The sequence below is a fragment of the Diaphorobacter sp. LI3 genome (assembly GCF_022807955.1).
GTDB lineage: Bacteria > Pseudomonadota > Gammaproteobacteria > Burkholderiales > Burkholderiaceae_C > Diaphorobacter > Diaphorobacter nitroreducens.
This window is the reverse complement of record NZ_CP094346.1, coordinates 1,246,391-1,267,310: the sequence shown is the minus strand read 5'-3', so window position 1 is coordinate 1,267,310 and position 20,920 is coordinate 1,246,391. Positions and strand designations below refer to the sequence as shown.

Genomic DNA, 20,920 nt, shown 5'->3' with positions numbered 1-20,920 from the left:
GAATTCTCCCACGCTCATCGGCCGTGGCCGCCATCGCAATCAGCACCCCGCGCACGGGCAGGTGCAGTGGAAAGCGGCACAATCCGTCGCCATGGCCCGGCGGTGCGCCGCGCCCTCCCCTCTCCCCAAGGCTGCCCCATGAAACACCACCTGCTCGCACTCGTCGCCTGCGCCACCACCACCCTGGCGTGGGCCAACCCGGACTTCAAGAACGTGCCGCCTTCGATGCAGAAGTCGCTGCACGGCATCAGTGCCGCACAGTTTGACGGCGGCGTGCTGCGCGCGCAGATGAACAAGCCCGAGGTCACCGAGCTGGTGTACAACACCTTCGTCTTCCACAACATCTGCGCGCAGCAGTGGCACGACCCTGCGCAGTTCGCGCGCCTGGGCCTCACGCGCGTGGAGCTGTTCAACGCCGCCGGCACGCAGGGCTTTGCCTTCGATGCGCGCGGCGACGTGTGCGAGGAGATGGGCAAGCTCGGCAAGAACTTCCGCACCTTCATCGGCAAGTACACGCAGGCCTGCAGCGCCAGCACCTGCCCGCCGCAGCGCTGAGCGCGCATGCCGGCGCACGGCGCCTACAATCGCGCCATGCGCGCTCTCCACTCCACCTTCCTGCTGCTGGCCCTGGCCAGTGCTCCCGCCCTGGCTCAGAATGCAAGCCAAAATGCCATTCAGCCCAGGACGGACGGGCGCGGCCAGCTATTGGAAAGAGAGCAGCAGACTGAAGGGCGCCACAACCAGCGCGTAGAGCACATCGTGGTGGAGGACGCCGGCAGCCGCGTGCAAGAGTTGCGCGTGGGCGGGCAGACGCAGAGCATCACCGTGCAACCCAAGACCGGCACGCCGCTGCCCGCGTACGAAGTGCGCTCCAACGACGGAGCCCGCGCACGCCCCGGCAACTTCAACGAGTCGGACACCGTGACCGCACCGCGCGTGTGGAACTTGCGCAATTTCTGACCGCTGCCAGCGCGGCATTCCTGGGCGGCCCGTGTCGCCCGCTCCTTCCCCCGCTTTTTTCAGCACGCCGAGTGCACTGACGTACTGACCGATGGCCGTTTTCACCGAAGTCTCCACCAAAGAGGCGCGCGAATTGCTGCGCCGGCTGCAGCTGGGCAAGCTGCTTGAGCTGCGCGGCATCGAGGGCGGCATCGAGAACACCAACTACTTCGTCACCTGCGAGCAGGGCGAGTACGTACTCACGCTGTTCGAGCGCCTCACCGCAGAGCAGTTGCCTTTCTACCTGCACCTGATGAAGCATCTGGCGCACGCGGGCATCCCCGTGCCAGACCCGCAGGCCGACAAGCATGGCGAGATCCTGCACCAGGTGTGCGGCAAGCCCGCTGCGCTGGCCACCAAGCTGCGCGGCAAGAGCCAGCTCAGCCCCCAGGAAGCGCACTGCGCGGCCGTGGGCACCATGCTGGCGCGCATGCACCTGGCCGCAAGCGGCTATGAACGCCAGCAGCCCAACCTGCGCGGCCTGCCCTGGTGGAACGAGACCGTGCCGGTGGTACTGCCGCACATCGGCGCCGAGCCGGCGGCGCTGCTGCAGTCCGAACTGGCCTACCAGAACCATGTGGCGGCCTCCAGCGCCTACGCGGCGCTGCCGCGCGGCCCCATCCATGCCGATCTGTTCCGCGACAACGTGATGTTCGAAGGCGAGGAACTCACGGGCCTCTTCGACTTCTATTTCGCGGGCGTAGACACCTTCCTCTTCGACCTGGCCGTGTGCCTGAACGACTGGTGTATCGACCTGCCCACCGGCGCGCACGCCGCACCGCGCGCCCAGGCCATGATCGACGCCTACCAGGCCGTGCGCCCGCTCACCGCGCATGAACGCGCCCTGCTGCCCGCCATGCTGCGCGCCGGGGCGCTGCGCTTCTGGATCTCGCGCCTGTGGGACTTCTACCTGCCGCGCGAGGCCGCCATGCTCAAGCCCCACGACCCCACACACTTTGAGCGCGTGCTGCGCCAGCGAGCGGCCCATCCGGTGACTCTGTAGCCGCCATGGTGCGCCGCGCGCCCCGCAACAGCCACTCCACACATAACCGTTGGTTTCATCCACCGCTGCGGCCTGTGCAGCGGCAACTGGGGTAAATTCCCCCATGCGCCCGCACCGCTGCCGCGGCGCTCCACCTTCGATTTCCAATCCATGAAACTGCACATCGTCCCCGCGCGCGCGGGCCTGGAATGGGTACGCCTGGGCATTCGCGTGTTCTGGCGCCAGCCCATGGCGCTGGCCGCGCTGTTTTTCATGACCATGGCGGCGATGTCGCTGGCCACCATGCTGCCCCTGGTCGGCCCCGCCGTGGCGCTGGGCCTGCTGCCCTCGGCCACGCTGGCCATGATGGTGGCCGCGGCCGAGGCCAGCCAGGACCGCGTGCCCACGCCCGCACTGCTGCTGGTGGCGTTTCGCACCGGCAAGCAGCGGCTGAACCACATGCTGACCCTGGGCGCGCTCTACGCCGTGGGCTTCCTCGGCCTGATGGGGCTGTCGGCCCTGGTGGACGGCGGGCAGTTCGCACGCGTATACCTGGGCGGCGAGCCGCTGACGCGCGAGATGGCCGAGTCGGGCAGCTTCCAGGCGGCCATGTGGCTGTCGCTGCTGCTGTACGTGCCGCTGTCGCTGCTGTTCTGGCACGCGCCTGGGCTGGTGCACTGGCACAACGTGCCGCCCGTGAAGGCGCTGTTCTTCAGCATCGTCGCCTGCCTGCGCAACTTCGGGGCCTTCACGGTGTATGGGCTGTCGTGGATGGGCGTGTTCCTCGGCGCAGGCGTGGTCATCAGCCTGCTGGTCACGATGCTGAGCGCCATCGGCCTGGGCGCCGGCATGGCCGGCGGCATCATGGTGGCGACGGCGATGATGTTGGCCGCCATGTTCTTCTCGTCGGTGGTGTTCACGTTCCGCGACAGCTTCGACGCGCCCCACCACGACCACGGCGACTCGCCCGCTGCGGCGTCACCCGAGCAGGATTCATAAAGCTGCGCCAGCGGAGTCGTCGGGGCGCTCCGCCCGTTCCCGTGCTTCCAGATATTCCGACGGAGCGGGCCGAGTCCCCGCGCGCTTCGGCGCACCCGGGCGTGCCCCGAGCCAAACAGTGCGCTTGGGGTGCACTGCTCCTCAGCGAATAAGGTTCCACCCGCACCCTCGCCCTGAACAGGCAAGAAAAAACCCGCCAGAGGCGGGTTGGAAGTGCCGCGGAGCCGTCCTGCGCGCAAGGCGAGAGGCGGCTCCCGTGCAAGCCGGTTAGATACCGATCGTGCCGCCGTCCTTGCGCGTCACCACCACGGTGGCCGAGCGCGGACGCTTGAGGCCCTTGTGGCTGCTGGTGATCCCAGGCTGGTTGCCGGGCCAGTAGCTGGTGAAGGTGCTGGTGGCGAAGTTGGCCTTCTCAGCGTCCTCGCCCGGGTGCTGCACGTTGAAGAACAGCGTCTTGCCGTCGGGCGTGACCACCACGCCCGTGATCTCGCAGTCGAACGGGCCGACCAGGAAGCGGCGCACCGTGGCCTCGGTGGGCTTGGAGCCCATGATCGTGGCCTGGCCCTCCTTGGTGGTGACCTTGCCGCCGTCACCGACCTTGCCGGGAATGGCGGCCAGCATCATGCAGTTGGTCACATCGGTGTAGGAACCGTCGTCGGTCTGGATCCACAGCAGGCCGCCGGCATTGGCGCTGCGCTGGTCGAAATGCAGGCCGTCGGGGCTGGAGAAATCGTTCACGGCGGTCAGGCCCGACAGGTTCTCGCTCTGCTTGTTGTCGCTGCGCGCGCCGAACAGGTACACGTCCCACTGGAACTTGGTACCCGCCTGGCCGCCCTCTTCCTTCCAGCGGATGATGTGGCCATTGGTGTTGCCCACGCGCGGGTTGGCGGCGTTCAGCGTGGCGGCCGTGCGCTGCGAGTTGTTGGTCATGGTCATGTACACCTCGTTGTTCAACGGGTTCACGCCACCCCACTCGGGACGGTCCATCTTGGTCGCGCCGCGGGCGTCGGCCGCCAGGCGGCAATGCATGACCACATCGGCCTGGTCGGCGAACGGGTACAGCGCGTTGGTGGCGTCGATGCCGTTCTTGCCGAACGTCAGTTCCAGCCACTCGCCGCTGCCATCGTTGTTGAACTTGGCAGCATACAGCGTGCCCTTGTCCAGGTACTTGGCACCGGCGGCCACGCCGCCGTTGATGTCCTTCGGATCCCACTTGGCATCGGACACGAACTTGAACACGTACTCGTTGCGCGCATCGTCGCCAGAGTAGATGACGATCGGCTCGCCGGCCTTGGCGGGCGCCGGCCAGGCCCCTTCATGGTTGAAGCGGCCCAGCGCCGTGCGCTTGACGGGTTTGCTGTCGGGGCGGAAGGGGTCGATCTCCACCACCCAGCCGAAGGTGTTGAAAATGTTGCGATAGTCCTCAGCGGCGCTGGCGGCGCTCACCTTGCTGTTCCAGCGCTGGTACTGCTCGCCCTCGGCGGTGTCCCAGAGGTAAGGGCTCTTGCGGTTCTCGGGCAAGCCATAGCGCTTCAGTGCCACGATTTCGGTGGCCGAGCGTTGGGCGTCGTCGCCGGCGGCACGGCCGATGACGTTCAGGAAGTTCTCCTCGCACGTCAGGTAGGTGCCCCAGGGCGTGTAGCCGTTGGCGCAGTTGTTGTTCATCCCGAAGGCTTGCTTGCCGTCCGGCGAGAGCTTGTTGAACAGCTTGGCGTTGCCGGCGGCGGGGCCGCCAAAGTCCATCGGCGTAGCCGAGGTGATGCGGCGGTTGTATTTGGAGCCGCGCACCATCTCCATCTCGTTGCTGCCGCTCTTGCGCTTGACTTCCACCACGCTGGCACCGTGGGCGCGGATTTCCTTGTCCACCTGCTCGGCCGGGCGCTTGCCGTCCACCGTGATGCGCCCCGTGGGATGCAGACCATAAGGCGCAACCACATACTCATGGTTCACGCACAGCAGGCCGCGGTCGGAGCGGCTGGGGTCGAACTTGCCGTCGTCGGACATGCCAAAGTAGTACATGCCGTCGTGGCCGTCGCCGATGCGGCGGTCATAGGACTCGGCCGTCTCGGAGCCATCGTCCTTCCAGGACTCGTCGCCATAGTGGATCGGGTCGCCCAGGGCGTGCAGGATGCTGACCTGGTAACCCTCGGGTACCATTACCAGGTCGGCGTTGCTCTTGGCGACGGCATTGAAGTTGAGGCGGATCGGCTCGGGTGCGGGAGTTTCGTCATCGTCGCTGCCACCGCCGCAGGCGCTCAGGCTCACGCCGCCCAGCAGAGCCGCAGTAGTGGCGCCGACACCGCCCTTGAGGGCGCTGCGACGGCTCAGGCGCGCGGCCAGGACGCTGTCGATGTGCTGATTGGACGAATGGTTGACGATTTCATTGTCGTCGTACTCGGAAACGATCGTGGTGTTCATGGGTCGTTGGACTCGGTAGTGGCAATCAAGGTCCCGCGATCCTGGAGTACGTCTGTTGCGCCCGCATGACGTGTACATGACATCTTCAAGACACCGCTTCGCACGCCGGGCCTTCCGTGCACGCGCGAGGGACACACAGACCCACAGCGCCTGAGCGACGCGCGGGCCCGCGTCCCATCCCCTACCGCACCGGCAATGCCCCGATCACGATCTGCACGCGCCGGTTGCGCTGGCGCCCATCAGGATCGTCCCGCCCATCCGGCGTGGTATTGGGCGCGACAGGCTGGCGTTTGCCCATGCCGCGCGTGGCGATCGGCCGCCCCGTGCGCGACTGCAGCGCGGCGGCAACGGCGGCGGCGCGGCGCTGCGACAAGGCGTCGTTGTAGGCATCGCCCCCCTTGCCGTCTGTGTGTCCCACCACGTCGATGGGCGCCTGGGGGTAGCTCTTGAGCAGCTCGGCCGCCTTGTCAAGCGAGCGCGCGGCATCGGCCCGCAACTCGGCCTTGTCAAAGTCAAACAACACATCGGCAGGCAGGTCGATGGAGATGGCCTGCTCGGGCGTGGGCTGGGCCTGCAGTTCCACCAGCAGCGCGCGGGTCTGCTCCAGCCGCTGCGGCGGCACCTCGGCCGCGCGCAGCAGCGTGGCCGGCCCTGCCGCCGCCTGCAGCCGGGTTTCGGTCTCGCGCGGCACCAGGCCGCCGTGCGTCACGTGCGGCTGCAATTGGGTCAGCGGGGCAGCGTCCGCTGGTTGCAAATGGGTGGGCGTCGCCGCGAGCGACTGGCTGCTGCGCCGCACTTCCAATGTCTGCGCCGCTGAGGCCACGGCGGCGCAGCACGCGGCCCACAGGACAGCCCGCGAGGCTGGCGAACACCGCACCGCCATCAACCCGCCTGCAGCGGCAGGTCCATGGACAGCCCCGGCGCAACGATGTTGTCGCCATCGTTGCCGTCATTGAAGACCAGCTTGAGCGTGCGCGCGGTGGGCAGCACGCGGCCCAGGAAAACCAGTTGCCCATCCAGGGTCTGGCCTTCGCGGATGGTGATGTCCCGGTTGTGGTCCGGCCGCTTGACGTGCAGGCGCGCGCCGCTTTCGTCCTGCAGGTAGGTATCGGCCAGCGCCAGCATGGTGGAATCGGTGATGCGGTTGGCAAAGGAGATGCTCACATCCAGCACCGTAGCGTCGCCCCCGATCTGCACACTCTTGACGCGCACCGTCACCCCCGCCGGTGCCACGCCTTGCACGCCCAGCGGCAAGGTGCGTGGCGCGGCCGGAGCAGCGCTGGGAGCGGTTACCGCCTCCGGTACCGCAGACACCGCCGTGGTTGCCGCCGCAGGCGCAGCAGCCACGGCGGGAGCGGGTGCCGGCGCGGGTGCGGGGACCTGCACCGCCGCTGTGCCCACCGGATCCTTGCAGCCCGTGAGCCACAACGCCGCCATAGCCACCGCCGCCCAGCCCGCGATACCTTTGTATGCCATACCCATCTTTACTCCTTAAGTGGTTCTCGAAAAACGCATGCGCATCAACGGATGCGAATGCTGTTCACTTGCGAAGGGGCGCCCAACGCCTCGCCCGGGGCGGCAGTGGGTGGGCAATCGCGCGTATCCACATGACGGGAGTTGCGCCCCTGCACGATCACCGTGCGGCCTTCCAAACGCGCGCCGCGCACGTCCACGCTATTGACGGAAGTGTCCGTGGCGCCGCAGATCGTTGCGGCCGCGCTGTTGCCCGTGGCTTCCACGCGATTACCCATCCCCTCCCGCTTCGGTGCGTTCCTGGGTTCTACCGGCGCGGGACGCCGGACGGCCCCGACCTGGCCGGCACTTCCGTCCTGCGGGCGGGACGGCCCGATATCGCCGCGGGGTCCCAAGCTGCCTCGCGGACCGAGGGGGTCGCCAGCCCACGACAACACAGGCAGGCTGGCGCCCCATCCGGTCCAGAGGGTTGCGGCAAGCATTAGGCAGAAACGTTGCATAACGGCAATCAGGGAGATGCGGGGATACCGGGCAACCGCGCGCCGGGCAACGGCGCTGTCGGACCGGAGGATGACTGAGGTACCCCAGGCAAGCTCCGGCCGGGCAGCGATGGCGCGGCGGCGGGTAACGCAGGCGCCGGCGCAGACGTGAGCGGCGCGCCTGTCGGCGCCTGCGGAGCACTCGGCGTCTGGCGGAGAACCTGGGCCTCCAGTTCCAGCGCGAAGCGTTCAGCCAAGGCCATTTCTTCGGCGGCCATTTCCGACCCCAGATCGTTGATAGCCTGGGCCACGTCGGGGGCCGCGGCGGTTGCGCCCGGCGCCCCAAGGCGCTGCGCCAGACGGGCATAGCCCAGGGCCTTGACTTTGTCCTGCGGCACACCACTGCCGCGGCGGTTCATCTCCGACAGGCGTTGCATCGCCCGCGGGTCACCCCGCACCGCCGCCATCACGTACCAACGGTAGGCCTGCCCCACGTCGCCCAGGCCAGCGCGCGGGTTTTCGTAGGCATTGCCCAACAGCGACAGAAGCTGCGGGTTTTGCGTGGTCACGGCCTCACGCTTGAGACGCTCCAGTTCATTGCGATACAGGGGGCCCTGGCAGCCCAGGTCAGTCACCCCTTTTTCCAGAGACTGATTGCAGGCTTCGAGAAAGCGCACGCTCGCACTCACCGGGGGTGATCCGCTCCCCTGCGCCGTGGGAGGCACAGGTGAGCCACCAGGTGCGGGCGCGACTGCAGGCACCGCCGCGGGCTGCGCGTGTGCGCCCAGCGAAAGGCAGAGGGCCGCGCCGCACCAGGCCTTGTAGACGAACATCCTGCTCATGTGCCTGCCTTGCCATTCGCCGCCGGCGAGGGGGCCGCAGGTTGCGCTGCAGCCTGCACCGCCGCATCCCATGGCATGGGCACATTGAAGAACAGCGGCTGGAAGCCTTCCCAACTCATCACGTCCACAGAACCCCACTCTGCGAAACGCGCGGCGTACACACGTTCCAGGGCCGCCCGCGTGGGCTCGTCATATTTCTGTGTGACCTCCACGGGCTCGCCATACTTGCGCAGCATCACCTGGATGAGGCCGATCTTGAGCTCAGGGGTCAGGCCATTGAAGGCATTGCGCATGTTCTGCATGACCACGGGATCGGGCGTTCCACCTGGAATACAGCGCCAATACGGCGTGTTAGTGGCCTTGCCCACAAGTTCCAGGACGCTCAAGTCCACCAGCGTGCGGATCGCCGAATGGCGTCCTTGCAAATACTTGCCCTCCATCTTGAAGCCGAAAGCGTCGCCGTAGAAGCCCAGGCTGGCGTTGTCCTCGGAGCTGAAGTTCAGCACCTTGACCACGTTGGACGCCTGTATCTGCGGCACCATCTGCTGGGTGGAAAAACTCACGAGATTGAGGTCCAGCGCCAGCGCCGAGTAGATGGCGGTGCGCTTGACGTCACCGCCCAGCGTGACCGTACCGTTGCCTCCTCCGAATTCGATGCCCACCGAGTTCACCCGCCCCGCGCCTGCAATAGCGCGATCGAACTCCGTCAATGCGCCAGTGATGAGGAAATCGGGCATGGTCACGCCGAACTTGGCCCCCAACTGCGCCTGGGCAACCAAGTATTCCGGATGGTAGGGAACGTACACCACGCGCGCACCGATGCGGTTGACAGCGGTACGCACCATCTCCGTGATGTCGCCGGGAATCTCGGCGCCCACGAGAGGGTTCGACAGATTGGTGGCGTCGAGGATGCTGCGCGTTTGCATGTAGAGGACCGGGTCGCCGTCCTTGTAGATATCCAGCATTCGGCCGAAACGGCCCAGCGCCTGCGCATAGGGGCTGAGGTTGGTGACCGGCAGGAGCTTGTCGGATTCGCGCTCCTGCATGAGCTTGTTGGCGTCCTTGAGCGCGTTCTCGGTGGTGGCGCAGCCCGCCAGCAGCACCAGAGCCAACGCGGCCCCTCCCATTCGCAGATAGTTAGTTCTCATATTTCTTTGTGTTCAACGATGACCTGTTGGCGCTGCAGACGGCGACGCCCCTGCGCCCTAGCGCGAATTCAGCACTGTGATGTTCTCCACGCCACGGCCCTCCACATACAGCGTGACGTTGCCGGACACGTTGCCCTGAATCACCGGGCTGGCAATGCGCAACGTGCCGTCGGCGCCTCGCTGTATATCGGAGTACGAGGTACGGATCACCAGGTTTTGCTGGTTGTCGGGCAGTTTCAGCGTACCGTCGGGCTGCACCAGGGCGCTCTGGTCCACCAGCGTGTTGCGGGCGATGGCACGCGCCACTCGCGCCTTGGCGCTCACCGAGGGGTACACGCCATCATTGAGGCGTACACCACTCTGAGCCATGTCCTTGTAGGAACCCAGTTGCTCGCCGTAATTGACCATCTGCGCTGGCGCGGATAGCGCCACGATCGACAGCACCCCGCCGGCGGCCCAGGTGCGAATGGCGTTTTCCAGGTTTTTTTTCATAGGTGGACCTTCCTTGCACATTGAATGAAAGAGCGCCGTACGGCATCGCTACATGCTCAACAGGTTCACTGCAGGCAGCACGGTCACGGACTGGTTGACCACGCCAGAGGAGGGCACCGTGTAGGTGTAGCCCGGGTTGGCCGCGAAGGCCGCGTTGCCTGCCACTCCGGCGGCTCCCGTGATCGCGCCACCCACATTGCGCACGCTGCCGGATGTCATGCCGGGACCGGCCATGGTGGCGTTGCCCACGATGGCCACCGTGCCGGTCACCACGCCATGGTTGATGAGGGAATTGGACACGCCTCCAACGGTCGCACGGCCGTGGTTGCCAACAATCGCCACTGTACCCGCCATGACGCCTTGGTTCACCACGGAATTCACCGTGCCGCCCATCACCGCCCCGCCCCTGTTTCCGGCAATCACGACCTGGCCGCTGAGCAGCCCGCGGTTGTCCACGCTGTTGACCGTGCCACCGCCCAACGCGGTGCCCTGGTTGCCACTGATGACGATACGGGCTCCCTGCATGCTGCCGCGATTGCGCACGCTGTTGACCGTACCGCCGCCCTGTGCGCTGCCGGTGTTGCCGGCGATCAGCACTTGCGTGCGCCGCAGCGCGCCGGTGTTGTCCAGCGTATTCACACGCCCGCCGCCCTGGACGCTGGCCTGGTTGCCGAAGATGGTGATGCTGGCCGTCGCAATGCTGCCGTCGTTGCGCACGCTGTTGGCGCTGCCGCCCGTCGCCGTACCCTGATTGCCAAGCACCGTCACCTGGCTCGCGGAGAAACCTCCCCGGCCCACCACACTGTTGACCACGCCCCCTGAATCCGCCTGCCCCTGGTTGCCCAGGATGGTGATGCTACTGCCTTGCAGCGAGCCCGAGATGTCTGCGCTGTTGACCGTGCCCTGGCGCGCGGTGCCCTTATTAGCAGCCAAGGTGACCTGCGTGCCGCGCACGCGCGCGCCCTGGCGCACCCGCAGGCTGTTCGCTGATGCATCGCGCGCCCCCCCGGCATCCGACCCGCCCTGGTTGCTAGCCAACTGCACGCTGGAGCCCTGCAGGCCGCCATCGACCTGCACGCTGTTGGTGAGCGCGACGCGGCCGTCACGTGCCTGTGCGCCGGAGGCGGAATTGCCCGCCAAACTCAACTGCACCGCCTCGGCAGTCCCGTCGCCTTGAACGAAACTGTTGGCAGAAGCCAACCCTTCGTCCGCCCGCACGTTCGCCGCGAAGTTGCCCGCCAGTTGAATGCTGGCTGCACGCAGCTGTCCCAGCACCTGAACTGAGTTGGCATTGGCCTGGCCGATGCCCTTGCCCCAGGCCATCCCCGCCACCGTCGCTTCGCGGCCCTGGCTGCGCACGTTTGACGCATTGTTGCCGGCAAGCGTGACGCTGCTGGCTTCCACCCGGCCACGGTCGTTGAGCGCAAGCGCATTGGCATTCACACGCCCGCCCTGCGCCTGCGCCTGGCGAGCCCGGTTACCGGCCACCATCAGCGAAGAGCGGTCCAGCCCCGTGGCGGCTGCCCCATCCATGTAAAGGGCGTTCGCCGCCAGCACCCCGTTGCCATGGCGGCCCACGCCCAGTACCTGCGACGCCCCGCCCTCGGCCACGATGCCCTCGACCACGTTGCCGGTGATCGCCACATTGCTGCCACGGATTAGCGCCCCCCGGTAGGCCGCAAGCGCGTTGACCAGGGCCGTGCCGCCGTGCGCCTGGACACTGCGCGCCTGGTTGCCGGCGACGGCCCAGGTCGATGCCGCATCCACCCACGCGCCGTTGTGCAGCACCAGGGCGTTTGCCGCAGCCCGCGCCTGCGCACTGCGCGAGGCCATACCGCCACCTGCAGCGGCCGAACCCGCCTCGGTTGAAATCTGCCGCGCCGTATTCCCGGCGATGGCCCCGGTTCCTGAAAGACGCGCCGCCTGTCCGCCGCCGTGCTCCAGGGCCACGCTGTTGGCCATGGCAATGCCGCCACGCGACTCAATCCGCACAGCCGTATTGCCGAGCACTGCAAGGCGGGAGGCGTCCAACTGCGACCCTGCAATGGCCAGTGCGTTGGCCAGCGCCGACGCGTTCTGCGCGGAAGCAAACAGCACTCCGCCACCGGCCTGGGCGGCATACCCCGTGGCGCTCACGCCTTCGGCATGGTTGGCGGACAGCGTCACGTCCGACTGCTGGACCCGCCCCTCGCTGAGCAGCAACGTGTTGGCTCCCGCCAGCCCCCCTGCGCCCTGTACCTGCTGGGCGGCGTTGCCCGCGAGCGCCACACGCGCTTGCGCCAGCGTGGACTGGCGGTCGGCCACGGCGGCATTCGCCAACGCACGGCCGTTGCGCTCGAAGCCCGCCACCGCGCCACCGCCAATGCTGCCCGTCGCGCCGGCCGTCTGCACCTGGGCCGCCCGGTTGCCCGCGACGTGGACGCTACCGCCCTCCACCGTGGCGTCATCCAGCCACAGGCTGTTGGCGACGGCTGCGCCGCCGGTCGCCACGACGCCCTGTACCCGGTTGCCCGCCAGGTCATGGCGCGGACCGGCACGCAGCGCGCCGCGCGTCACGGAGATGCTGTTGGCCAGTGCCGTGGCCGACATGCGCACATCCGCAAGTGCGCCACGCAGGACCGATGCCGCGCCACCCCATGCGCGCACATCGGTGGCCTCGTTGCCTGCGAGGGAGGCAGCATATCCCCCCGCCGCGTCTGCGCGATGTTCGCTAAAGCTGATGCTGTTGGCCAGCGCACTTGCGCCGTCCGCCCCCACCTGCCTGGCCTTGTTGGCCGTCTGCTGCAGCCGCACCCCTGCGAGTTCGCTGGACGCCAGCGACACGGTGTTGGCTGCGGCCACGCCTGTCAGCTCGACCTGTGCGATGGTGCCCCTCCCCACGCCACCCGCTCCCCCGCCAGCGCGCACGTCGGTGGCTTCATTGCCCGTCTGGGTGACATCGGTGCCCACGAGCTCGCTGCGCGCGGCCGTGACACCGTTGGCCAGCGCCGCACCGCCAATGGACGTCACCTCCCGGGCGTTATTGCCGGAGACCACCACCTGCGAATTGCGCACCGCCGTGGCGTCCAGCAGCACGCTGTTGGCAGTTGCGCGGCCCGGCATCTGCAGCGACCCGCTGCCCAGCAGCACCTCGCTCTTGGCGCCAAAGGCGGCCACTTCGGCTGCACGGTTGCCCTGTACCACCAGGCCGGAACCCCTGATCGGTTGAGCGCCAGTGCTGCCCGCGGCCAGCACCACGTTGGCCGTGGCCGCCCCGCCCAGCGCATGCACGAAGCCCGTTATCTGGTTGGCCAGCACATGCACGCGCGACTGGCGCAGTTCCATTCCCGCGATGCCCGCGGCATGGGCCTGTGCGGTACCCGCCAGATCCACCCGCATGCCCGCGTTGGCAAGTGCCGAGCCCTTGCTGCCTGTGGAGACGACCGGACCCGCCGCCCGGTTGCCCTGCACACGCACTTCGCTGGCGCCATCCACCTGCGTGCCGGCGCTGTTCTTGTGCCAGCCGAGGCCGGCCAGCATGGATTCCTGTGCCGTGGCGCGCAGCGGCAGTGCCGCCGCTGTCAGCCCCAGGCACCAGATGATGACCATTGGCCTGTCAATGCCTTGCACCTTGTGTCCTCTCTCTGCCACACCCTGGCGTCTGCACCGGTTGCGCGCTGAGGCGCCAGGATGCACACGGCAGGGCGCCGGTCGCACGGCCGCCGGGCTCCGCGCCGCGCGTCCCGCGGCTGGACCCGTACGTCGCGGATAGCAACCCACGGTAGAGGCCAGCCACCGCCGCGCGGTACAGCATCAGTTGATGTTGATGCTGTTGACGTTGGCCGTACCGCCAATGGCCTTGATGTCGGTGGCTTCGTTGCCGCTCACCGTGATGTCAGAGTTGCGGATCTTCGAGCCGGTGATGTTGATGCTGTTGACGTTGGCCACGCCCTCCATCGACACCTCGGCCACCTTGATGCCGGCCTTGCCGCCACCGGCAATCACGTTGGTCGCCTTGTTGCCGGTCACGGTCACGCGGCTGTTGGTCACTTCCGAGCCGGCGGAGCCCTTGCCCGACAGCAGGCCCGGAATGGTCACGTTGCCGCTCTGGGCAAAAGCGGCGCCGCAGCCCAGGGACAGGGCGGCAATGGCGGTCACTGCAAGTTGTCGCATTTCATGAATCCTTTCGAGTGGATGATGGGTAATCGGCAATGCAATAAATGCGGCCCTTCAGGCTGCGGGCGGATTGTTCCCAACATCACAAGACTTCATGTAAACAAAAGTTCTGCTCTTTACACACCTAATGTAAGCACACACCAACCCTTATTTTTCACCGATTCCACGCATGGGCCCTCGGGGCGCATGGAATATCTTCGCTCGCGGAGGAGAACTGCCGGCTTTCGATCTAGCAGAGCCAAAATGATTAAAAAATCATCACGAATCAATTGCGACATGAATCATCAAGTTACGCTTTGAATAATCAAGAAACCTGCTCAACCAGTCCGCCACCAAAATCAATCTCAAATAAATTTCCAAACCTAATAGTCATCAATATTTCATGAAAATACGGCAGATTAATTTGGGTATTTGTATTCTGGGCGTGGCAATGGCGCTGGGCGCATGCTTGGACAGCGGAGGACAGAACATCCGGTTTCCCGCCGATCCCGCCATCCAAGCGGCGCTGCAGGCGCAGTTCGCCAATGATCCGCACAGCGCGGCGGCGCGTGAACTGGTCCGCACGCTGGGGGGAGAAGGCGGAGAGTTGCGCTATCGGGTGCGGCACGTGCTGTACCGCCAGGGACCGTTCGAGGCGCGTTACGACGCCGTGCTGCACCTGGGTCAGCCCGGCGCGCGGAACCTGCAACAGCTCTACGCCAGCATGATTCCGGAGGCGGAGCGCACCCGGTTGCCTGCACAGGACTTGGCGCATTACGAGGAGTGGCTGCGCCAGCAGGCCGCCACGCTGGAAAAGGCGAACCCCGACCAGTCTCGCGCGCTGCGCCACACGCTGGAAGTGCTGGGCCCCTGCTACCGCGACGCACCGGCGGGGGCCGAAGTCGTCGTCATGGAAGGCCTGTCCGCCTTGTTGTCGCCGGAACGCAAGGGGCTGTTTGCCGAAAAGCTCCCCTCCGACCAGGCGGTGCTGCGCTGCCTGCCCTCCTAGCGCCGGCGCAGGCAGGCAGGGCCGCCCGTCGCCACCCGCGCCAACCCGCCTTACTCGACGATGGTGAGCTTGGCCACCGACAGCGCCAGCCACTTGGTGCCGTGGCGCGGAAAGTGCACCTGCGCACGCGCGTCGGCGTCCGCGCCTTCGATGGCGAGCACCTTGCCCTCGCCGAACTTGGTGTGGAACACCGCCAGCCCCACGCGCAGGCCATGGCCCGGCGCCGCCTTGACCGGGGGTACGGGGGGACTGGCGAACACTTCGGTCTTGAAGCCAAATTGACCTCTAGCGCCCGACTGGTAAGCGCGAGCAGCTCCTGAATCAGGAGCAAAAGATCCAAACCCCGCCTGGCGCGGTGTGATCCATTTGAGCGCCTCCTCGGGTAGCTCATCAAAAAAGCGGCTCTTGACGTTGTAGCGCGTCTGCCCGTGCAGCATGCGCGTCTGCGAATGGCTCAGGTACAGACGCTTGCGCGCGCGGGTGATGGCCACGTACATCAGGCGGCGTTCTTCCTCCAGGCCGTCGCGGTCGCTCATGGAGTTCTCATGCGGGAACAGCCCTTCCTCCATGCCGCCGATGAACACGCAGTCGAACTCCAACCCCTTGCTGGCATGCACCGTCATGAGCTGCACCGCATCCTGCCCCGCCTGGGCCTGGTTGTCCCCCGCCTCCAATGCGGCGTGGGTCAGGAAGGCCGCCAGCGGCGACAGCGTTTCGCCGGTGTCGGCATCCACGTTGCCAGGGGCATTCAGCATCGGCGCGTCGGGGTCCAGCCCCTGGCTGGCCGGGCTTTGCGTGAGGGCATTGCCGTGCTCGTCCAGCGGCAGCGCGACCGCATCGCGGCCAAAGCCCTCCTGGGTGACGAAGCTCTCGGCCGCGTTGATGAGCTCGTCCAGGTTCTCCAGCCGGTCCGCGCCTTCCTTTTCGTGGCGGTAATGCTCCAGCAGGCCGCTGGATTCCAGCACCTGGCCGATGATGCCGCGCAGGTTCTGGCCCTGCGTCTGCTCGCGCAGCACTTGAACCAGGGCCACGAAGGCCCCCAGGTTGGTGCCGGCCTTGCCAGGCACCGCACTCACCGCGTCGTGCAGCGAGCAGCCACTGCTGCGCGCCGCATCCTGCAGCACCTCCAGCGTGCGCGCACCAATGCCGCGCGGCGGGAAGTTCACCACGCGCAGAAAGCTGGTGTCGTCGTGCGGGTTCTCCAGCAGGCGCAGGTAGGCCAGCGCGTGCTTGATCTCGGCGCGCTCGAAAAAGCGCAGCCCGCCGTACACGCGGTAGGGCACGCTGGCGTTGAACAGGGCCGATTCGATCACCCGGCTCTGCGCATTGCTGCGGTAGAGCACAGCGATCTCCTTGCGCGGCATCTCGCCGTCCCGCACGAGCTGCTTGATCTCATCGACCATCCACTGCGCCTCGGCCAGATCGCTGTTGGCCTCGTAGATGCGCACGGGCTCGCCCGGGCCCTGAGTGGTGCGCAGGTTTTTTCCCAAGCGCCGGCTGTTGTGGCTGATCAGCGCGTTGGCCGAGTCCAGGATGTTGCTGTAGCTGCGGTAGTTCTGCTCCAGCTTGATCTGGTGCTGCACGTCGAACTCGCGCACGAAGTCCTGCATGTTGCCCACGCGTGCCCCGCGAAAGGCGTAGATGCTCTGGTCGTCGTCACCCACGGCCAGCACGCTGCCCTGCGTGTGCAGGCGTCCGTCCACCACGTCGCCCGCCATCTGCTTGAGCCAGGCGTATTGCAGCTTGTTGGTGTCCTGGAACTCGTCCACCAAAATGTGCGCAAAGCGCCGCTGGTAATGCGCCCGCACGGGGTCGTTGTCGCGCAGCAGCTCAAAGCTGCGCAGCATCAGCTCGCCAAAGTCCACCACGCCCTCGCGCTGGCACTGCTCCTCGTACAGCTGGTACAGCTCCACCTTCTTGCGCGTGTCGGCATCGTGCGCCGGCACGTCGCGTGGGCGCATGCCCTCTTCCTTGCAGCCTGCGATGAAGTAGGCCAGTTGCTTGGGTGGGAAGCGCTCCTCGTCCACATTGAACTGCTTGCACAGCCGCTTGATGGCCGAGAGCTGGTCCTGCGTGTCCAGGATCTGGAAGGCTTGCGGCAGGCCTGCCAGCTTGTGGTGCGCGCGCAGCAGGCGGTTGCACAGCCCGTGAAACGTGCCGATCCACATGCCCCGCACGTTGATGGGCAGCATGGCTGAGAGGCGCGTCAGCATCTCCTTGGCCGCCTTGTTGGTGAAGGTGACGGCCAGGATGCCGCCCGGAGTGGCCAGACCGTTCTGCAGCAGCCAGGCAATGCGCGTGGTGAGCACCCGGGTCTTGCCGGAGCCGGCGCCCGCCAGGATGAGCGCATGGCCGGCAGGCAGCGTCACGGCGGCCAGCTGCTCGGGGTTGAGGTTTTGCAGCAGCGGCTGCACCGCCTGGGACGAAACCCCGGTAGCGCCGGCACCATTGCCAGTGCCAAAAGGCGCTGGCGCGCCGGAAAACAGGTCGTGTGGGAGCATTCCGCCATTGTAGGAACGCGACCGGCGCATGCAGCCGCTCGGGCTTTGTGGAACCATGGCACCCATGCGCTATCCACTGCTCACCCTGCTGGCGTGTCTCGCCATGCCCCTGGCGATGGCGCAGCCGCGCGCCTCCTGCTCCAGCGACGCCCAGCCCAAGCCCACGGTGCTGGTGGAGCGCTTTCTCAACGCCGACTGCGCCAGCTGCTGGGCGGAGCCGCCGGCGGTCCCGGCCACCGGCCGGGATGCGCTGGTACTCGACTGGATCGTGCCCGGCACGCAGGGCGAAGATGCCCCGCTGTCTGCCGCGGCCACGCCCGATGCATTGGAACGTCTGCGGTCACTGGGGCGCGAGGTGCCGCAGCGCAGCGACACCTTCGTGAGCAGCCTGCCCACGCTGCCCACCACCGCCCTGCTGCGCGTGGCCCACGGGCCCGCAGTGGCAGACTACGTGGGCGCGCATCTGCGCTTCATTCCCCCGCATGGCAAGACCCCGCGCCGCCTTCAGGTCACGCTGCTCATGCTGGAGGAAATACCCCCGGGCGCCGAGGGCAGCCCGGTCACGCGCCACCTGGTGCGCAATGTCTTTCACGGCGTGTGGGACGCGCCCGGGCAGCGCCCCTCACAGGAGCGGGGCGGCTGGCTGGAGATACGCCCCATGCGCATACCCCACGGAGCGCAGCCCGAGCGCCTGCGCATGGCGGCCTGGGTGCAAGGCGATGGCGGCGACTGGGTAGGCGCCGCACACACCTACTGCGGCACGGGTCATTAAAGCGAAGGCAGCGCGGCGGGTAGAATCAATCACCGGGCCCAAGTTTCTTGCGCCCGGTTTTTTTGTGCCTGCGCACTGCAGGGACCGGCCCGGCCATCACGCCTGCGGCCCGCAAAAGCCGGAAAGCAAGCCAAGCGCCCCATCGCCCGCGAAATCCCTCGCGCGCGACCTCTACAGGAGCTTGGAACCTCATGGAAATCTTCGACTACGACAACATCCTGCTGCTGCCGCGCAAGTGCCGCGTGGAAAGCCGCTCGGAGTGCGACACCAGCGTGGAGCTGGGCGGGCGCCGCTTTCGCCTGCCCGTGGTGCCCGCCAACATGAAGACGGTGGTCGACGAGAAGATCTGCACCTGGCTGGCGCAGAACGGCTACTTCTACGTCATGCACCGCTTTGACCTGGACAACGTGCAATTCGTCAAGGACATGCATGCACAAGGGTGCTTCGCATCGATCTCGCTCGGGGTGAAGCAGCCCGACTACGACACGGTGGACCGCTTTGTGGCCGAGGGCATCTGCCCCGAGTACATCACCATCGACATCGCGCACGGCCACGCCGACAGCGTGAAGAACATGATCACGTACCTGAAGGCCAAAATCCCCGCGGCCTTCGTGATCGCCGGCAACGTGGGCACGCCCGAGGCCGTGATCGACCTGGAGAACTGGGGCGCGGACGCGACCAAGGTGGGTATCGGCCCCGGCAAGGTGTGCATCACCAAGCTCAAGACCGGCTTTGGCACGGGCGGCTGGCAGTTGTCGGCGCTGAAGTGGTGCGCGCGCGTGGCCACCAAGCCCATCATTGCCGACGGCGGCATCCGCAGCCACGGCGATATTGCCAAAAGCGTGCGCTTTGGCGCCACGATGGTGATGGTGGGCTCGCTGTTCGCGGGCCACGAAGAATCGCCCGGCAAGACCGTGGAAGTGGACGGCGAGCTGTACAAGGAGTACTACGGCTCGGCGTCCGACTTCAACAAGGGCGAGTACAAGCACGTCGAGGGCAAGCGCATCCTGGAGCCCATCAAGGGCAAGCTGGCGGACACCCTGACCGAGATGGAGCAGGACATCCAGAGCTCCATCAGCTATTCGGGCGGCAAAAAGCTCATGGACATCCGCAAGGTGAATTACGTGATCTTGGGCGGCGACAACGCCGGCGAGCACCTGTTGATGTAAATTTTTCGTCCGACGTCGCAGCGAGGCGAAAAAAATGGTGCATAATCCATGGCTGTGCTGCAACGCGGCATCTCTGAAAAGAGAGGGCTCTTAGCTCAGTTGGTAGAGCAGCGGACTCTTAATCCGTTGGTCGAGTGTTCGAGTCACTCAGGGCCCACCAAAGACAGCCAAGCCGAATCCGCAGCGCGGATTCGGCTTTTTTCATGGCGATCTGGGCTCCACGCCAGCCCGGCTCTCCCGCCCCTTCGCCCGCTTGATGCGGGCCTTCTCCTCCCCACCTATTCAGGCCCATCGCACCCCTGGCGCCCATCGCTGCGCGGCCGCCACAGCGGCGGGCCGATGCGCCACAGAACGGCCAGGAAGGCCAGGCACCAACCTGCAGCCGCCAGGGCCAGCCAGCCACCTCCCCCGCCCATCCCGCCAGCGGCCGCACGCACGGCCGTCGCCACCAGCAGCGCGGCCGCGCCCAGGGGCACCCACCGCCCGGGGTCCGGCGCGAGGCCGGCGTGGGCACGCCCAGCAATGGCGATCACCACGTAAATGCTCAGCCCCACCGTGCCCATGCCCATCAGGTGCCGGCCTGCAGCGGTACCGGGAAGGACACCCAGATGCGCCAGCCCCAGCGCGCTATAGCCCAGGGCCATGCAAGCGTACATGGCGTAGAGCAGCAGCGGAAACCGCCGGCGCCACAAGGCGGCACCGACGTGCCAGTCACCCATCAGGTGAAAGACCGCCGCCGAGGCAGCCAGCGCCAGCCAGCCCGCCAGCGCGCTCGCCGGGCGCAGGAACTCGGCCGCGGTGTACAACGTGATGCACAGTGCCGCCAGGTGGCGCCGCGGCAGGCGGGCCACGTAGGGAGCGGCACCCGGCGTGACCTGCTCGATGGCGCGGTTCACGATGCGCATCGAAATGCGGCTGGCCGCCACCACGATGAGCAACATGAGCACGCCCAGCGCCGCATGCAGCCACCGCAGCCCCGCCATGCCGCGCAGCGCATCGGCGTAGAAGCCCGCCGCCGTTCCTGCCAGAGCCAGCAGCAGCACGCCAAACGACCCGTGCCGTCGCCCTTGCGGGCTGCGCAGCGCGGGCGCCAACACCGCCAGCAGCGCCAGCGGCAGGCCCACCTGCGCCGCGGCCGCCAGCCACAACGCCGCACCGCCGGCATGGCCTGACACCCAGAACCCCAGCCGGCCACACAGCCACAGCAGCACCAGCGCGCGCAACTGGCTTCGCGTGGCGCCAGGCCTGCCGGTGAACTCCGGTAGCGCCGTCAACGCAAAGCCCGCCACCGCCGCCATGGCAAAGCCGTAGACCAGTTCATGCACATGCCACACCAGCGGCCCGCCGACCACCCGGGGCACGGGCCAGCCCAGCGCCAGCACGAAGGCCCACCAGCCCAGCAGGCCGATGGCCGCCACCATGGTCAATACAAAGAAGGGGCGCATGCCGCACATCCAGATGGGATGGCCGCTGCGCAGCAGGTTCGCGGGGTGATTCATTTCA

The 20,920-nt window shown here is 67.0% G+C and carries 18 protein-coding genes and 1 tRNA gene; 8 read left to right on the top strand and 11 right to left on the bottom strand.

Annotated features, from left to right (window positions below; translation table 11 throughout):
- Positions 1–138 precede the first annotated feature (138 nt).
- The 4 genes from MRB47_RS05910 (at position 139) to MRB47_RS05895 (ending at position 2,980) form a co-directional block, all read left to right on the top strand.
- Positions 139–555: a hypothetical protein gene (locus tag MRB47_RS05910; RefSeq protein ID WP_088886204.1), complete on the top strand. Its 417-nt coding sequence runs from the start codon at positions 139–141 to the stop codon at positions 553–555.
- Between the two features lie 36 nt (positions 556–591).
- Positions 592–960 carry a DUF2782 domain-containing protein gene (locus MRB47_RS05905; RefSeq protein ID WP_252102182.1) on the top strand — a complete coding sequence of 123 codons (369 nt, stop codon included), beginning with the start codon at positions 592–594 and terminating at the stop codon, positions 958–960.
- A 91-nt stretch (positions 961–1,051) separates the two neighbouring features.
- Positions 1,052–2,002: a homoserine kinase gene (locus MRB47_RS05900; RefSeq protein WP_088886202.1), complete on the top strand. Its 951-nt coding sequence runs from the start codon at positions 1,052–1,054 to the stop codon at positions 2,000–2,002.
- 150 nt (positions 2,003–2,152) lie between these two features.
- On the top strand, positions 2,153–2,980 hold the full coding sequence (locus MRB47_RS05895; RefSeq protein ID WP_252102181.1) for a BPSS1780 family membrane protein: 828 nt from the start codon (positions 2,153–2,155) through the stop codon (positions 2,978–2,980).
- 267 nt (positions 2,981–3,247) lie between these two features.
- On the opposite strand, the gene MRB47_RS05890 is transcribed toward MRB47_RS05895, so the two are convergent.
- The 9 genes from MRB47_RS05890 to MRB47_RS05850 all read right to left on the bottom strand — a co-directional run bounded on the left by MRB47_RS05890 (position 3,248) and on the right by MRB47_RS05850 (position 13,984).
- Positions 3,248–5,398: a PhoX family protein gene (locus tag MRB47_RS05890; protein WP_252102180.1), complete on the bottom strand. Its 2,151-nt coding sequence runs from the start codon at positions 5,396–5,398 to the stop codon at positions 3,248–3,250.
- Positions 5,399–5,579: 181 nt separating this feature from the next.
- Complete coding sequence (locus MRB47_RS05885) at positions 5,580–6,152, bottom strand: OmpA family protein (protein WP_252102179.1); 573 nt, start codon at positions 6,150–6,152, stop codon at positions 5,580–5,582.
- Between the two features lie 128 nt (positions 6,153–6,280).
- Positions 6,281–6,874 (bottom strand): hypothetical protein, encoded by a 594-nt coding sequence (locus MRB47_RS05880; RefSeq protein WP_252102178.1) that lies wholly within the window; start codon positions 6,872–6,874, stop codon positions 6,281–6,283.
- Between the two features lie 44 nt (positions 6,875–6,918).
- On the bottom strand, positions 6,919–7,149 hold the full coding sequence (locus MRB47_RS05875; RefSeq protein WP_252102177.1) for a hypothetical protein: 231 nt from the start codon (positions 7,147–7,149) through the stop codon (positions 6,919–6,921).
- A gap of 230 nt (positions 7,150–7,379) precedes the next feature.
- A complete protein-coding gene (locus tag MRB47_RS05870) occupies positions 7,380–8,027 on the bottom strand; it encodes a sel1 repeat family protein (protein WP_252102176.1) in 648 nt (215 codons plus the stop codon).
- Positions 8,028–8,188: 161 nt separating this feature from the next.
- Positions 8,189–9,340 (bottom strand): CsgG/HfaB family protein, encoded by a 1,152-nt coding sequence (locus MRB47_RS05865; protein ID WP_252102175.1) that lies wholly within the window; start codon positions 9,338–9,340, stop codon positions 8,189–8,191.
- Between the two features lie 57 nt (positions 9,341–9,397).
- A complete protein-coding gene (locus MRB47_RS05860; protein WP_252102174.1) occupies positions 9,398–9,832 on the bottom strand; it encodes a hypothetical protein in 435 nt (144 codons plus the stop codon).
- Positions 9,833–9,880: 48 nt separating this feature from the next.
- Positions 9,881–13,441 carry a beta strand repeat-containing protein gene (locus MRB47_RS05855; RefSeq protein WP_252102173.1) on the bottom strand — a complete coding sequence of 1,187 codons (3,561 nt, stop codon included), beginning with the start codon at positions 13,439–13,441 and terminating at the stop codon, positions 9,881–9,883.
- A gap of 183 nt (positions 13,442–13,624) precedes the next feature.
- Positions 13,625–13,984 (bottom strand): hypothetical protein, encoded by a 360-nt coding sequence (locus tag MRB47_RS05850; RefSeq protein ID WP_252102172.1) that lies wholly within the window; start codon positions 13,982–13,984, stop codon positions 13,625–13,627.
- Positions 13,985–14,369: 385 nt separating this feature from the next.
- On the opposite strand from MRB47_RS05850, the gene MRB47_RS05845 reads away from it, so the two are divergent.
- Positions 14,370–14,975: a hypothetical protein gene (locus MRB47_RS05845; RefSeq protein WP_252102171.1), complete on the top strand. Its 606-nt coding sequence runs from the start codon at positions 14,370–14,372 to the stop codon at positions 14,973–14,975.
- A 50-nt stretch (positions 14,976–15,025) separates the two neighbouring features.
- On the opposite strand, the gene MRB47_RS05840 is transcribed toward MRB47_RS05845, so the two are convergent.
- Positions 15,026–17,476, bottom strand: a complete 2,451-nt coding sequence (locus MRB47_RS05840; protein WP_252102170.1) for a UvrD-helicase domain-containing protein — start codon at positions 17,474–17,476, stop codon at positions 15,026–15,028.
- A gap of 64 nt (positions 17,477–17,540) precedes the next feature.
- Between MRB47_RS05840 and MRB47_RS05835 the strand changes: the two genes are divergently transcribed.
- The 3 genes from MRB47_RS05835 (at position 17,541) to MRB47_RS05825 (ending at position 19,577) form a co-directional block, all read left to right on the top strand.
- A complete protein-coding gene (locus MRB47_RS05835; RefSeq protein WP_411275732.1) occupies positions 17,541–18,248 on the top strand; it encodes a hypothetical protein in 708 nt (235 codons plus the stop codon).
- A gap of 191 nt (positions 18,249–18,439) precedes the next feature.
- Entirely contained in the window at positions 18,440–19,417 is a 978-nt protein-coding gene (locus tag MRB47_RS05830) for a GMP reductase (RefSeq protein ID WP_015914016.1), read from the top strand.
- Positions 19,418–19,501: 84 nt separating this feature from the next.
- Positions 19,502–19,577 (top strand) — tRNA-Lys (locus tag MRB47_RS05825).
- 118 nt (positions 19,578–19,695) lie between these two features.
- Here MRB47_RS05825 and MRB47_RS05820 read toward each other — a convergent pair.
- Entirely contained in the window at positions 19,696–20,916 is a 1,221-nt protein-coding gene (locus MRB47_RS05820; protein WP_252102168.1) for an NnrS family protein, read from the bottom strand.
- Positions 20,917–20,920: the final 4 nt, after the last annotated feature.

Bases quoted from the DNA above. Each gene is read 5' to 3' on its own strand.
- MRB47_RS05910 (WP_088886204.1), top strand. From the start codon at position 139: ATGAAACACCACCTGCTCGCACTCGTCGCCTGCGCCACCACCACCCTG.
- MRB47_RS05905 (WP_252102182.1), top strand. From the start codon at position 592: ATGCGCGCTCTCCACTCCACCTTCCTGCTGCTGGCCCTGGCCAGTGCT.
- MRB47_RS05900 (WP_088886202.1), top strand. From the start codon at position 1,052: ATGGCCGTTTTCACCGAAGTCTCCACCAAAGAGGCGCGCGAATTGCTG.
- MRB47_RS05895 (WP_252102181.1), top strand. From the start codon at position 2,153: ATGAAACTGCACATCGTCCCCGCGCGCGCGGGCCTGGAATGGGTACGC.
- MRB47_RS05890 (WP_252102180.1), bottom strand. From the start codon at position 5,398: ATGAACACCACGATCGTTTCCGAGTACGACGACAATGAAATCGTCAAC.
- MRB47_RS05880 (WP_252102178.1), bottom strand. From the start codon at position 6,874: ATGGCATACAAAGGTATCGCGGGCTGGGCGGCGGTGGCTATGGCGGCG.
- MRB47_RS05875 (WP_252102177.1), bottom strand. From the start codon at position 7,149: ATGGGTAATCGCGTGGAAGCCACGGGCAACAGCGCGGCCGCAACGATC.
- MRB47_RS05865 (WP_252102175.1), bottom strand. From the start codon at position 9,340: ATGAGAACTAACTATCTGCGAATGGGAGGGGCCGCGTTGGCTCTGGTG.
- MRB47_RS05860 (WP_252102174.1), bottom strand. From the start codon at position 9,832: ATGAAAAAAAACCTGGAAAACGCCATTCGCACCTGGGCCGCCGGCGGG.
- MRB47_RS05850 (WP_252102172.1), bottom strand. From the start codon at position 13,984: ATGCGACAACTTGCAGTGACCGCCATTGCCGCCCTGTCCCTGGGCTGC.
- MRB47_RS05845 (WP_252102171.1), top strand. From the start codon at position 14,370: ATGAAAATACGGCAGATTAATTTGGGTATTTGTATTCTGGGCGTGGCA.
- MRB47_RS05840 (WP_252102170.1), bottom strand. From the start codon at position 17,476: ATGCTCCCACACGACCTGTTTTCCGGCGCGCCAGCGCCTTTTGGCACT.
- MRB47_RS05835 (WP_411275732.1), top strand. From the start codon at position 17,541: ATGCGCTATCCACTGCTCACCCTGCTGGCGTGTCTCGCCATGCCCCTG.
- MRB47_RS05830 (WP_015914016.1), top strand. From the start codon at position 18,440: ATGGAAATCTTCGACTACGACAACATCCTGCTGCTGCCGCGCAAGTGC.
- MRB47_RS05820 (WP_252102168.1), bottom strand. From the start codon at position 20,916: ATGAATCACCCCGCGAACCTGCTGCGCAGCGGCCATCCCATCTGGATG.